The following is a 12,950-nucleotide window of genomic DNA, read 5'->3' as shown; positions in this document are numbered from 1 at the left end:
ATAAATGAATGCCACGTGCTACACGTGGCGACTCTCTTTATTGATTGAATCGATTTGAAGAATGAATCTCCTCTAAAGCTTCTTGCATTTCCTCTTGAATAGCTTTTTTAAAACGACCAAGCGCTTTTTGGCTAAATTTACGGTCTTTATCTAATTTGCTAGTGGGATAATCATTGCCGTCTTGTTTACGATCTAAATGGACGTCTTCCTTCGGTTTAGACCAAAATGTTGAGCCATGAGTATTTTTGTTTTTTTGCACAATACACCTTCCTTTTTTTGCAAGTATTATAAAAAGAGAACAATGAAGTTAATTACACCTTATCTACTTAAGTGCCATAAAATAATCTATTAATCAATATTCGTCAATTCGCTTAATTAAAGATCACTAGCTGATTAGAGTTAAATTCAATTGACGCCCACAAACCCAAGCTTTCATCAAGTCCTTCATGACTTCTTTGGGCATGCCTTTCGGTAAGCGAACGGTTGAATGGTCTTCATGAATTTTAAGACCTGTGATGAAACGACTCTGTAAGCCTGCTTCATTGGCAATCGCACCTACAATATTTCCAGGTTTAACGCCATGAACTCTGCCAACATCCAAGCGAAACAAATCTTGATCATGTGCATCTGTAGGAAGCTTTTGCTTACTGTCGGTTGATTTTTTTCTGTCCTTTGAGAAGCTCTTTTTATCCTCTGAGAAGCGCATTCGTTTATCGGAATTTCGATCCTGCTTACGCTCTCGATTATCATCGTGACGTGATGAACGAGAAGAGGTTTTTGCTAAGTTTAACTCTTTTTTCCAAGGCGCATCTTTGTGCAATAACAAAGCTAGTGCAGCTGCAACGTCTACCCCAGAAACCTCATGCTCTTTAATATACTCTTCGACAATTCGCTTATAAGAAAAAAGATGTTCATGTTCCAAACGTGCACTGATGCTGTTCATAAATCGTTTCTGACGAGCCAATTGAATAGTGTGATCATTAGGAACTTGGATTTTTTCAATGCGTTGTCGAGTATGGCGCTCAATACTAGAAATTAAGCGAGACTCTTTAGGAGTAACAAACAGAACAGTTACTCCAGAACGCCCGGCCCTACCTGTTCGGCCAATTCGATGCACATAAGTTTCATTATCATGAGGCATGTCGTAATTGATGACATGGGTCACTCTCTCAACATCTAAGCCACGGGCAGCAACATCGGTTGCTACTAAGACATCAATTGCTCCTTGCTTAAATTGAGCAATAATTCTTTCCCGCAGGGATTGGGTAATGTCACCATGAATCGCCATTGCCCTTAAGCCTTGTTCTTGTAAAAAATTAGCGACTTCTTCTGTACTGCTCTTTGTGCGAACAAATACAATTACCCCTTGATAGTCTTCTACTTCTAATACACGAACCAATGCATCTAATTTTTGATGGCCTGCGGCAAACAAGAAACGTTGTTCAACGCTCTTCACAGTTGCTGTTTCCATGCGGATTTCAATAGAGGCGGGACTGTTCAAATAAGTGTTAGCAATTTCGCGAATTCGGTATGGCATGGTCGCTGAAAACAAGGCCATTTGCTTTTGCTCAGGCAATTTTTCCAAGATTGTTTCTACGTCTTCTATAAATCCCATGCGTAACATTTCGTCTGCTTCATCAAGAATGAAGGTACGTAGATTATTTAGTTGCAAGCTTCCTTTATCGATATGATCAAGTATCCTTCCAGGAGTTCCAACAACAATTTGTGCTCCACTGCGTAATTGCTTTAATTGGCGGCCATACTCTTGTCCACCACACAATACAGCGATGGTTACACCAGGCTGATAGCGACTAAGTAATTCAAATTGTTCAGCAACCTGAATTGCTAGCTCCCTAGTCGGCGCTAAAATTAAAGCTTGTGTACCTCTTAATTCAACTGACAAATTTTGTAAAATGGGCAAAGCAAAAGCAGCGGTTTTACCAGTACCAGTTTGAGCAAGAGCAATTGCATCTCTTCCCTGCAACATTAAGGGGATAGTTTGAGCTTGAATAGGGGAAGGGGTAGTAAACTTCATATCCTCTAGAGCTTTATTTAAAGCATCTGATAGGTGAAATGCTTCGAAGTTTGTTATAGATTGATTCATACATGTCCTGATATAGTAAAACGCAAATGCAATAGTGTAATACAAAAAATGCTCATTATAATAACAAAATAATCAGGTTTATGCACGATATTTCTAGAGAATGAGCTCGAATAATTATTCCTTATCCCGGAGGAGAGGATGTGGCATAGTGGCGATTAGTCTTGGAACGGACCCCAGTGGGGCCCGTTCCCGTTCTTTTCAAAGAAAGCAAAATTATGTCGATCCTAAAGCAGTAAGGAAGCGGGTAATTCCCCATCCCGTTCATACAATCAAAGCCAACTTCTCATTTAAAATCGAAAATGTTGCAGGCAATTGCCCTGCATTTTCGCCATCTGACTCAATCAGGATAGGTCCTGTTTCCAAAGGTTCTACGGTAACCATTTTGGCTTGAACGTAATGAACTTTGTCATCTAAGACATGACTACCAGAATAAATCTTATGTAGTTTTAAGATCGCTCTAACCTTAGATAGATTACTAAACAACACCACATCAAAAAGCCCATCATCAATTATTGCCATAGGCGCAACATGCATTCGTCCCCCAAAAAACTGCCCGCTACAAACCGCTAACAGCAGTAAAGAGGTCTCAAATGAGGGATTATCATCAATTTGAACTCGAACCTTTGCGGAACGATAAGTCAGTAAACCTAATATTGAGTGAGTTAAGTAATTGAGAGTACCGCCCAGTTTTTTTAACCACTTACTTGTTAATGTCCTTGATACAACGTATCCCGATAAACCACAACTGGCTATATTTATAAAATAACGGGGGGAGCACGCCTCTGAAGAAATTTTACCTATGTCACACGGTACTGATTGGTTATGACTCAAACGATCGAGGAACTCAGTAATTTTTTGCTGGGGAAATTGCCGAATAAAATCCCCCCCACAACCAGCATTAAAAAATGCAATCTTTAAATTGGGATTTTTAATTTTATCGTCCTGAATGATCCCATTCAGCACATGGTTTAAGGTACCATCACCCCCTATAATTAAAAGATAATCGGGGTTTCCTTCTAATAATCCAGCAGTCATTAACTCCAAGTCATTAACTCTGTTAGACATTCTATAGGTAACATTAGAAAATACAGCGTTAAGTCCTGGCTCTAAAACTCGCCAAACCTTTTTACCGCGCCCACCACCAGCTATAGGATTAATCACTACAGCGATACTGGTCATACTAAAGCTGCCAACCTGCATGCTTGATCAATTGCATGACGCGCATCCAGCTCTAACGCTTTAAATGAACCTCCGATCAAATGCACGGTTTTTCCAGCCGATTTCAAGGGTTCATACAGATCTTTCAATTCGTTTTGACCTGCGCAAATCACCACGGTATCCACTTCTAGAATCTGTGGCTTATCATCAAGCAAAATGTGTAAACCATGATCATCAATACGTTCATAGCTCACTCCTGAAATCATTTTAACCTTTTTATGCTTTAAGCTAGAACGATGTATCCATCCTGTTGTTTTGCCAAGACGTTTTCCCATCTTTTCTTTTTTTCGTTGCAACAAGTAGACTTCTCTGGGACTTGAGGTAACTTGTGGGGCTATTAGACCACCACGGTTATGTCCCGTTAAATCAATTCCCCATTCCTTATAGAATTGGTCTTTTGAAACAGTATGCTCATGGGTTAAAAACTCGGCCACATCAAATCCAATTCCTCCTGCTCCAATGATTGCTACCTTGTTACCGACTGGTTTCTTGCCATTAATGACATCGATGTAACTCACCACTTTCTCATGATCAATTCCGGGAATATCTGGATTACGTGGTTTGATTCCACTTGCTAGAATGATTTCATCAAAATCCTGCAATAGCTCAGAATTCGCTTCTGTATTTAAACGCACATCGACTTTAAACTTCTTTAATTGGTAATCAAAATAATTAAGCGTATGTTGAAAGTCCTCTTTTCCTGGAATTTTTTTTGCTAAATTAAACTGACCACCAATTTTATCGGACTTTTCAAAAAGAGTAACTTGATGGCCTCTTTCTGATGCAGTCACTGCAAAAGCTAAACCAGCAGGACCTGATCCTACTACCGCTAAAGACTTAGGCTGATGAGTCGTTTCATAAACCAACTCAGTTTCATTGCAAGCTCTTGGGTTCACCAAACAGGAGGCTGACTTATTAACGAAAATACGATCAAGACAAGCTTGATTACAAGCGATACAAACATTAATGGCCTTACTCTCCCCTATTCTAGCTTTTTCAACGAAATGTGAGTCCGCCAAGAAAGGTCTTGCCATGGATATCATGTCTGCAACACCCGACTCTAGAATTTCATTCGCCAATTCTGGGGTATTAATCCGGTTTGATGTGATCAGTGGGATACTTATCTCTGATTTCAATCGTTTTGTAATAGGTGTAAATGCCGCGGGCGGAACCATTGTGGCAATGGTTGGAATACGGGCTTCATGCCAACCTATTCCGGTATTGATAATAGTAGCACCAGCCTGTTCAATTTCTTTCGCTAAAGTCACTATTTCTTGCCAATTACTTCCTTCAGCAACCAAATCCAACATCGATAAGCGGTAAATAATAATAAAATCCTTACCTACTGCCTCTCTGACACTACGAACGACTTCAATTGGAAAACGTATCCGATTTGCATAACTTCCACCCCATTCGTCTTTACGGTGGTTGGTGTGTGTGACAATGAATTGATTGATCAAATAACCTTCACTGCCCATGATCTCAACCCCATCATAGCCCGCACGTTGCGCCAATCGAGCGCAGCGGGCAAAGTGTTTGATCGTTTTATGAATTCGACGCTTACTCATCTCCCAGGGTTTAAAAGGACTGATGGGAGATTTGATTTTACTAGGGGCAACAACAAAAGGATGGTAACCATATCGACCCGCGTGCAATATTTGCAAAGCAATTTTACCGCCAGCTTCATGGACTGTCTGAGTGACTAATTCATGCTTACGTTGCTCTTTATTGTTGGTAAGTTTTGCTGCAAAGGGAGCCAACCGGCCTGCGCGGTTTGGTGCAAAACCACCCGTTACAATTAACCCAGCGCCCCCGAGCGCTCTTTCTCGATAAAAGCTAGCTAAACGTTTTAAGCCATCTTTATCTTCTTCCAAGCCTGTGTGCATAGACCCCATTAGCAAGCGATTTTTAAGCTGAGTAAACCCTAAATCTAATGGTTGAAAAATGGATTTAAAGGGAGTGTTATCAATTCTCAATTCCATGAGGTCTCTCTTGTTAGAAACATAAATTCAAAGTATAAACCTTGGTTATTTTACAGCAACCATTTTTTGAAAATTACAGGGGTATTTTATTGGTTCTAGTTCCAGATATTATACGCTACCTCGCGTCGGCTCGGATTTTCCTCTTGGTGGAAAGACCCGGGGGAAATGGGACCTGAAACTAGGGGGTAAACTAGGGGGGAAGGGAAAACTAGGGGGGAAAAAACTAGGGGGGAAAAAACTAGGGGACGGACCCCAGTGGGGTCCGTCCCCATTCCTTGGTTGCCCATTCCTTGCTTCTTGGTATGAAAGAGGCACATTTATCACGTCGTCGATTAACAATAATCGTGCGTAGCTACTTCCAAACAAACTACAACACCTACTATGATAATGCCTGCCAATAACAACTTTCTTGGAATAAAACGATGAATAAATCTCTCTTTCTTCTACTCGCTAGCTCTCTTTGTTATGAAGCTGTTCACGCAACTGATCTTAAAGCCACAGTCTATACCACCGAAGCCAAGCCTACTGCTCTTGGTGAAGTTACTTTTAGTGAAACTCCCTATGGTTTATTAATCACTCCTAATCTAAAAGGCTTACCCACTGGACTGCATGGTTTTCACCTCCATCAACATCCTGACTGTGGTGATTCAGGAAATCACGCCGGAAGTCATTATGACCCAAGCAACACAAACAGCCACCAAGGACCTTATGGAAGTGGGCATTTAGGTGATTTACCGGTATTGTATGTTTCCCCAGAAGGTACTGCATCAACTCCAGTCTTAGCACCACGCTTAAAGCTAAATCAGCTGAGTAACTTAACGGTTATGATTCATGCTAATGGGGATAATTACAGTGACAATCCACCTTTAGGGGGAGGAGGAACACGTATTGCTTGTGGCGTTATTCAATAAAAACCCCGCTGCCTATCTTGCACTGAACAAGAGCAGCGGTTTTTGCTACAGGACTTAGGCACCTTGGGGTTTTTCCTAAGTCCTGTGCTCATTAAAATTGCGGCAAACATGACTTGCATAAATTACTGCACTGATTCTTCCTACGCGAGCTAAAGTCGAGGCTGAAAATCCATGTTCTTGTAACTGTCGTGTGTGAGAACTTATGCAAACACCACAGCCATTTATTGCTGAAACGGCTAAACATAAGACCTCAAAAGTCACTCGTTCAACACCTGGATTCATCATACCCTGCATTCTTAACCCCGCAGGAATATGCTCAATCTCTTGGTTTTCGGAAAGATGAACGTATCGATAATAAATGTTTGTCATTGCCATGAGGCTTGCCGCTAATTTAGCCGCATTAACTAACTCGTCATTTTCACATAAGTTCACTAACTCATTGATCAGTGCTTTATCGCTTAAAGAAAAGCTCACAGCCAATGCAGAACCCAAGATTTGATCTTTAGTTAAGCCTTCACTCTGCGACAAATCCAAAACTTTTGTTAAATTAAGCCGGATGTCTTTAGCAATATCCGGTATAGTCTGTACAATTTGTTCTAACATAAAAAATCCTCATTTTACTGATTAAACGTGAAGTGTTTCTTCACCTTTTTTCCAATTACATGGGCATAACTCATCCGTTTGCAAAGCATCCAGCACACGTAATACTTCGGATGGATTGCGACCTACACTTAAATCAGTGACCATCACAAAGCGTGTTATCCCATCAGGGTCAACGATAAAGGTTGCTCTCTGAGCGACTCCTTCATGTTCATCCAAAATTCCCAATTGCGAAACTAACTCTCGCTTCACATCCGCCAACATAGGAAATGGTAGGTCCTGAAGATCTTTATGCTGACTCCTCCAAGCCAAATGCACAAATTCACTATCGGTACTTCCTCCTAGTACTTGCGCATCACGATCAGCGAACTCTGCATTTAGACGTCCGAATTCAGCAATCTCAGTTGGGCAGACAAAAGTAAAATCTTTTGGCCAAAAAAAGACAACCAACCATTTTCCTTTATAGGTATCATTCGAAATGTCTTGGAAAGCAGTTTTAAGTTCGGTGCTTACGGTTGCTTTCACTTGAAATTTCGGAAATAAATGTCCAACGCTAATCATGTTTTTTCTCCTCTGTAGTAAGTAATTTTCTCACTATAAATTTAGAAGAATTCTCATCATAAATAAAATCAATAATTACTATTAAATCGATAGATAATTACTATTTATTATTTAATTTTACAAACAAGGTGAAAAATATTTGGCTTTTGTGCATTTATAAACTACGTTTAAAGAAGAGTATGTCAAGGAGAATCTGTATGGATGAACCGTTTTCCGCATTGCAACGATCCTTACAACCCATGTTTCAATTTGAGGCAATGCGCAACGGGAAGTACAGTTTTCCTGAAGTTCAACGACTACAATCAGCACTTATTGAATACAATCCACGCTCAAAGCAATCGTTTCTTGAACTGTTAAAAGCGATCAAAGAAGCGTTACCCTATATCGAAAAATGGCGAATTAATTTTAGTAAAATCATGTTAGAAATGGATTCATTGGCTAAAGTACATCACATGCCAGCAATTGATTGGAAACAATTGTTAACTCACCCTAAAGTGTCACATCGCTTCCAATTCAGCGCGCTGAACCATCCATCCCATGAAAAAGATTTAGCCTCATGGATTGGCCATAAAGCAGGAAAGCCATTTGCAGAATTAAGCAAACTAGAATTGACTAGAACCTTGTTAGAACATCACGAAAAACATGGATTCAGTAAAAAACTAGATCATCATTTAAAAAAGGAACCTGACTTCCTATTAAACCTTGTTAAGCACTCAGAAAGAAATTTTATTCGAATTTTAAATACACGTTTAATTTTCTTCTTAACGGACGAGCAATTAGCTAAAGCGATTGTCCATCATCTCCCTAGCTTAAGCCAACATCGCCATCAAACACTTGGACAACCCGACAAACTTATCCCATTGTTGAATGGAATTTTATCCAATGGGCGCTCGGTATCAACCCTTATGCGCAATACAAAAGCAAGAGAAATATTAGAAGACTCGGGCTTGGTACATCCAAGCCCGAGCCATAATCACGAGTCTATAAAACCCAGTATGTGATTCAGAAAATACTTATTAATCCAATAATCCAAGCGATTTAACGGTATCGCGCTCGCTGCGTAATTCATTCAAGGTAATATTGAATTTCTCTTTTCCAAACTCATTTAGAGTTAAAGTTTCGATGACTTTAAGCACTCCATTTTCTCTTCGGCATGGCATGGAAAAAATCAAACCTTCATCAACCCCGTATTGACCGCTTGAACGAATACACATAGAGAAGGTTTCTCCAGCAGGAGTGTCAGTCACTAAGTGGTTTACTCCAGTGATGATTGCATTGGCAGCTGATGCTGCAGAAGAAGACCCACGAGCTTTGATTACTGCTGCTCCACGTTGTTGTACTGTAGAAACAAACGTTTCTTGTAACCAAGTTTTATCCGTAATAACGTCTGCGGCAGAAACACCATTAATTTTTGCATTATAAAAATCAGGATATTGCGTTGAAGAATGATTACCCCATATGGTCATTTGAGTTACAGCAGTAATATCCACTCCTGCTTTTTTAGCAAGTTGAGTACGAGATCTTAATTCATCTAGGGTAGTCATCGCATGAAAACGATCATTCGGAAGATCCCTAGCATGATGCATAGCAATCAAGCAATTGGTATTGCAAGGATTTCCTACCACAAACACATTAACGTCATCACTTGCATAATCATTAATTGCTTGACCTTGCTTAATGAAAATTCCACCATTGATTTGCAATAAATCAGAGCGCTCCATACCTTGCTTGCGTGGAACAGATCCAACCAACAATGCCCAATTAACACCATCCATAGCTTGTTTTAAATCGGAGGTGCAAAGGATTCGCTTTAACAGAGGAAATGCGCAATCATCCAACTCCATCGCTACTCCTTCCAAAGATGGAAGAGCAGGCTCAAGTTCAAGTAAATTCAATTCAACTTCGGTATTTGGTCCAAACATTTGACCAGAAGCAATGCGAAACAATAAAGCATAACCTATTTGACCTGCTGCACCTGTTACGGCTACTCTTACTCGTTTCTTAGTCATAGTGTTTCCTCTTTTTCAAGCATTATTAATTATTCTGAATTATCCGATTTATCACTTTCTTTGTGACAAAAGTGCTGTCATGATACTATTGCAAGCCCAAACAAGCTAGTTTAAACATTGCAATGATTCCTTTATCGCTGTACATTCACGTTCCTTGGTGCATAAAAAAATGCCCTTATTGTGACTTTAACTCCCATAAGAGCCCCGATTCTTTACCAGAAAAAGACTATATAACTGCTCTCATTAGCGATTTAGAAACAGATATTGCTCGTTATTCCAGTCGCGAAATTGTCTCCCTATTTATAGGTGGAGGCACACCAAGCCTATTGTCGGCCGAAGCCTATTCCACATTAATAAGTGCCTTAAAACAATTGCTCAAATTTGCTCCTAACATAGAAATCACTATGGAGGCCAATCCAGGAACGGTCGAGCAAAACCGCTTTACCGATTATAGAGCATTGGGAATCAATCGATTGTCTCTAGGTATTCAGAGTTTTAATCCCAAGCATCTCAAATCCTTAGGTCGCATCCATGACGATAAACAAGCTCATACAGCCATTCATGCAGCAAGAAATGCTGGATTTGAGAATATAAACTTAGATCTCATGCACAGTTTACCAAACCAAACGCTGCAACAGGGACTCGATGATCTCAAAACTGCGATTTCCTATCAACCTGAACACTTATCGTGGTACCAACTAACTATAGAACCAAACACCGTTTTTTACAAAACTCAACCGCAGCTACCGTCTGAAGATGATGATTTTCAACTTGAAGTAGAGGGTCTTGCTCTCCTAGAGCAAGCTCATTTTACACGCTATGAAATTTCTGCATTCTCAAAACCAAACCAACAAGCGAAACATAATCTAAACTACTGGTTATTTGGTGATTATTTCGGGATTGGAGCAGGCGCCCATGGAAAGTTGACTAATCATCAATGCGTTGTAAGAACCAGAAAACATCGTCAACCCAAAGATTATATGAGTCATGACAAGCCTTTTTTAGCCGCCGAAGAAATTATCGAACCCAATGAATTGGTCTTTGAGTACATGTTAAATACAACTCGTTTAGAACAGGCAATCCCCCATCAGTTATTCTGCGAAACGACACATTTAAATATGGATAAGCTTTTGCCTAAGCTGCAAAAGGCAGAGGACAAAGGTCTTATTCAACTCACAGATACCAGTTGGCAGGTCACAAAGTTCGGAAGACAATTCACGAATGATTTACAAGCACTGTTCTTACCATCCATGGAATAGCACTCTGACTAAACGAGAGTGGAATGAGGACAGGGACGGAATGGCACGGAATGGGGACTGGCACCACGGAATGGGGACGGACCCCACTGGGGTCCGTCCCCGAGCTATTTACCTTTACCGAGCTATTTACCCCTGATTCCCCCCCTAATTTACCCCCTGTTTACGCTTGTTTATGATACAAAGCATTGCTTGTGAAATAGGAATGCATAATAATAACTATTATTTCCGAAAAAGGAGCAATCGGTGGCACTTTCTATACTTATCGTGGTAATCGCTTATTTAATGGGTTCAATCAATAGTGCTATCATCGTGTGCCGATTGTTGGGTTTGCCTGACCCAAGAGAAGAAGGCTCTAAAAATCCTGGAGCAACGAATGTCCTCCGCATTGGAGGAAAGCAGACTGCAGCTATAGTAATGGGATTTGACGTACTGAAGGGCATTCTGCCTGTCGTTTTAGCTAAGTATTTAGATCTAGGCTCTACGGCAACGGCATTTACTGCTTTAGCAGCAGTTTTAGGTCATATGTACCCTGTTTTTTTCCAGTTTAGAGGTGGGAAAGGGGTTGCCACTGCCATAGGTGCATTGCTTGCCTTTCATTTCATAATTGGAGTCATGGTTATCGCGACTTGGCTTTTGGTCGCCAATTTTTTCCGCTATTCTTCATTAGCCTCTATCTGTGCAATAGTCCTTGCTCCTTTTTATTCAATGATACTCATTGGGGAGCTAAACTCATTCCCTCCTATCTTTTTTATTGCCCTTTTTGTACTGTACAAGCATAAAGACAACATCACCCGTTTAATTGACGGAACTGAACCTAAGATCAAGTTTAAACACACGGTGATTGAAGAAATCATGGAATCTGAACCCGCTGAAGATATTTCTCCACATGAAGTTCCAGAATCCGAAATGGCTCAATCTGCTGAAAAAGCTAAACCTAAGAAAGCTCCGGCTACCAAAGCCACGACTGAGAAAAAAGAAAGTAAACCTAAAGCAGCTAAAACCACTAAAGCGAAAGTAGAAAAAACGGCAGAACCCGCCAAAAAACCAAAAGCCACAAAGCCTAAAGCTGCTACCAAAACCACTAAAAAGAAAGAATAGCCATACTTAATTTTGATAGGTTAGGAATTTTGTTGTGGCTGGTTGATGATAAGCAACAGCCACTAACTCGTCGTCATAGGCCATCGTGGATTAACAATAACGCCTTCACCTGAATCTTTCTCTCCCCTCATCATTCTCAAGCACCCAGCATAAGCCACCATAGCACCATTATCCGTGCAGTATTCAGGGGCAGGAAAATACACTTCGCCCTGAATTTGCTGAATCCATGCGGACAATGCGCTGCGTAACGAGCGGTTGGCGCCAACGCCCCCCGCTACAACTAAGCGCTTACACGAAGTAGCTTGTATCGCCCTTTTGCATTTTATGATCAAGGTTTCAACAACTGCTTCTTGAAAGGCTTTAGCAATTTGTGCCTTGTCCTCTGCTGTTTTATTACATTGACTCCAAACATTGAGTGCAAAAGTTTTCAGTCCACTGAAGCTAAAATCCAAACCTGGTCTGTCAGTCATTGGGCGTGGAAAACGATAAGGTGTTTCAGCACATTCATCAGCCATTTTGGCTAATGTTGCTCCCCCTGGGTAAGGAATTCCCATCAATTTCGCCGTTTTATCAAAAGCTTCACCAACTGCATCATCCAAAGTGTCAGCCAACAATTGGTACTCCCCTAAAGCGGTCACTTCAATCAGTTGGCAATGGCCACCAGAAACCAGTAAAGCAATGAATGGAAACTCTAAATGAGGTGTTTCTAATTTAGCCGCTAAAATATGAGCCTCTAGGTGATGAATAGCCAGAGCTGGAATATCCAAGCCAAAGGCTAAACTTTTGGCAAAACAAGCACCAACCAATAATGCCCCAATTAAACCTGGACCGGCTGTATAAGCTACCCCGTCAAGGTCACTCTTTGTTAATTGAGCATCTTTTAAAGCTTTATCCAGCAAGGGAATCATGTAATTGACATGATCTCTAGAGGCCAACTCTGGTACCACTCCCCCATGCACGCTGTGGGTTTTCGTTTGCGAATGCAAGGCATGAGCAAGCAATCCTTTTTCAGAATCATAAATAGCTAAACCTGTCTCATCACAAGAAGACTCAATACCTAAAACGATCATTCAATGACTCAAACACTTTATACATAAACAGAGCATTATAAACTAGATTACTAGGAAATTTGACTTTGTTTGATCGAAATTTTGCTAAATTAATAAGAAACCGAAACATTCATCTTGACGAATCAACAATCTAGCACT

General features: G+C 40.6%; 12 protein-coding genes. 4 read left to right on the top strand and 8 right to left on the bottom strand.

The genetic code is table 11. From position 1 onward, the window contains the following. Positions 1-37: 37 nt before the first annotated feature. From Lwal_RS05850 to Lwal_RS05835, 4 genes are all read right to left on the bottom strand, one after another. Positions 38-259 carry a hypothetical protein gene (locus tag Lwal_RS05850; RefSeq protein WP_058479894.1) on the bottom strand — a complete coding sequence of 74 codons (222 nt, stop codon included), beginning with the start codon at positions 257-259 and terminating at the stop codon, positions 38-40. A 126-nt stretch (positions 260-385) separates the two neighbouring features. Beyond that, a complete protein-coding gene (locus tag Lwal_RS05845) occupies positions 386-2,104 on the bottom strand; it encodes a DEAD/DEAH box helicase (protein ID WP_058479893.1) in 1,719 nt (572 codons plus the stop codon). Positions 2,105-2,365: 261 nt separating this feature from the next. Beyond that, positions 2,366-3,283 carry a diacylglycerol/lipid kinase family protein gene (locus tag Lwal_RS05840; protein ID WP_058479953.1) on the bottom strand — a complete coding sequence of 306 codons (918 nt, stop codon included), beginning with the start codon at positions 3,281-3,283 and terminating at the stop codon, positions 2,366-2,368. After that, positions 3,280-5,304 carry an oxidoreductase gene (locus Lwal_RS05835; protein ID WP_058479892.1) on the bottom strand — a complete coding sequence of 675 codons (2,025 nt, stop codon included), beginning with the start codon at positions 5,302-5,304 and terminating at the stop codon, positions 3,280-3,282. The genes Lwal_RS05840 and Lwal_RS05835 overlap by 4 nt, the downstream gene beginning before the upstream one ends. Positions 5,305-5,726: 422 nt before the next feature. On the opposite strand from Lwal_RS05835, the gene Lwal_RS05830 reads away from it, so the two are divergent. Next, complete coding sequence (locus Lwal_RS05830) at positions 5,727-6,215, top strand: superoxide dismutase family protein (protein ID WP_058479891.1); 489 nt, start codon at positions 5,727-5,729, stop codon at positions 6,213-6,215. Positions 6,216-6,290: 75 nt separating this feature from the next. Here Lwal_RS05830 and Lwal_RS05825 read toward each other — a convergent pair whose 3' ends face one another. Together Lwal_RS05825 and Lwal_RS05820 are read right to left on the bottom strand one after the other, a co-directional pair. After that, a complete protein-coding gene (locus tag Lwal_RS05825) occupies positions 6,291-6,818 on the bottom strand; it encodes a carboxymuconolactone decarboxylase family protein (protein WP_058479890.1) in 528 nt (175 codons plus the stop codon). 21 nt (positions 6,819-6,839) lie between these two features. After that, positions 6,840-7,376 carry a peroxiredoxin gene (locus tag Lwal_RS05820; RefSeq protein ID WP_058479889.1) on the bottom strand — a complete coding sequence of 179 codons (537 nt, stop codon included), beginning with the start codon at positions 7,374-7,376 and terminating at the stop codon, positions 6,840-6,842. Between the two features lie 197 nt (positions 7,377-7,573). Here Lwal_RS05820 and Lwal_RS05815 point away from each other — a divergent pair, with 197 nt between their 5' ends. After that, positions 7,574-8,377 carry a hypothetical protein gene (locus Lwal_RS05815; protein ID WP_058479888.1) on the top strand — a complete coding sequence of 268 codons (804 nt, stop codon included), beginning with the start codon at positions 7,574-7,576 and terminating at the stop codon, positions 8,375-8,377. Between the two features lie 15 nt (positions 8,378-8,392). Here Lwal_RS05815 and Lwal_RS05810 read toward each other — a convergent pair whose 3' ends face one another. Then, positions 8,393-9,385 carry a malate dehydrogenase gene (locus Lwal_RS05810; protein WP_058479887.1) on the bottom strand — a complete coding sequence of 331 codons (993 nt, stop codon included), beginning with the start codon at positions 9,383-9,385 and terminating at the stop codon, positions 8,393-8,395. 122 nt (positions 9,386-9,507) lie between these two features. On the opposite strand from Lwal_RS05810, the gene hemW reads away from it, so the two are divergent. Then, on the top strand, positions 9,508-10,644 hold the full coding sequence (hemW, locus tag Lwal_RS05805) for a radical SAM family heme chaperone HemW (protein WP_058479886.1): 1,137 nt from the start codon (positions 9,508-9,510) through the stop codon (positions 10,642-10,644). Between the two features lie 282 nt (positions 10,645-10,926). Further along, a complete protein-coding gene (plsY, locus tag Lwal_RS05800; protein WP_058479952.1) occupies positions 10,927-11,742 on the top strand; it encodes a glycerol-3-phosphate 1-O-acyltransferase PlsY in 816 nt (271 codons plus the stop codon). A gap of 62 nt (positions 11,743-11,804) precedes the next feature. Here the strand turns inward: plsY and tsaD are convergent, their stop codons facing one another. Continuing rightward, entirely contained in the window at positions 11,805-12,812 is a 1,008-nt protein-coding gene (gene tsaD / locus Lwal_RS05795) for a tRNA (adenosine(37)-N6)-threonylcarbamoyltransferase complex transferase subunit TsaD (RefSeq protein ID WP_058479885.1), read from the bottom strand. Positions 12,813-12,950 lie beyond the last annotated feature (138 nt).

Source organism: Legionella waltersii (assembly GCF_001468085.1).
Lineage (GTDB): Bacteria > Pseudomonadota > Gammaproteobacteria > Legionellales > Legionellaceae > Legionella > Legionella waltersii.
Note: the sequence above shows the minus strand (reverse complement) of the source record. Positions and strands in the feature narration are given on the sequence as shown.

Coding starts and splice junctions, on each gene's coding strand:
- plsY (WP_058479952.1), top strand. CDS start 10,927: ATGGGTTCAATCAATAGTGCTATCATCGTGTGCCGATTGTTGGGTTTG.
- Lwal_RS05845 (WP_058479893.1), bottom strand. CDS start 2,104: ATGAATCAATCTATAACAAACTTCGAAGCATTTCACCTATCAGATGCT.
- Lwal_RS05810 (WP_058479887.1), bottom strand. CDS start 9,385: ATGACTAAGAAACGAGTAAGAGTAGCCGTAACAGGTGCAGCAGGTCAA.
- Lwal_RS05830 (WP_058479891.1), top strand. CDS start 5,727: ATGAATAAATCTCTCTTTCTTCTACTCGCTAGCTCTCTTTGTTATGAA.
- Lwal_RS05815 (WP_058479888.1), top strand. CDS start 7,574: ATGGATGAACCGTTTTCCGCATTGCAACGATCCTTACAACCCATGTTT.
- Lwal_RS05825 (WP_058479890.1), bottom strand. CDS start 6,818: ATGTTAGAACAAATTGTACAGACTATACCGGATATTGCTAAAGACATC.
- hemW (WP_058479886.1), top strand. CDS start 9,508: ATGATTCCTTTATCGCTGTACATTCACGTTCCTTGGTGCATAAAAAAA.
- Lwal_RS05835 (WP_058479892.1), bottom strand. CDS start 5,304: ATGGAATTGAGAATTGATAACACTCCCTTTAAATCCATTTTTCAACCA.
- Lwal_RS05840 (WP_058479953.1), bottom strand. CDS start 3,283: ATGACCAGTATCGCTGTAGTGATTAATCCTATAGCTGGTGGTGGGCGC.
- tsaD (WP_058479885.1), bottom strand. CDS start 12,812: ATGATCGTTTTAGGTATTGAGTCTTCTTGTGATGAGACAGGTTTAGCT.
- Lwal_RS05820 (WP_058479889.1), bottom strand. CDS start 7,376: ATGATTAGCGTTGGACATTTATTTCCGAAATTTCAAGTGAAAGCAACC.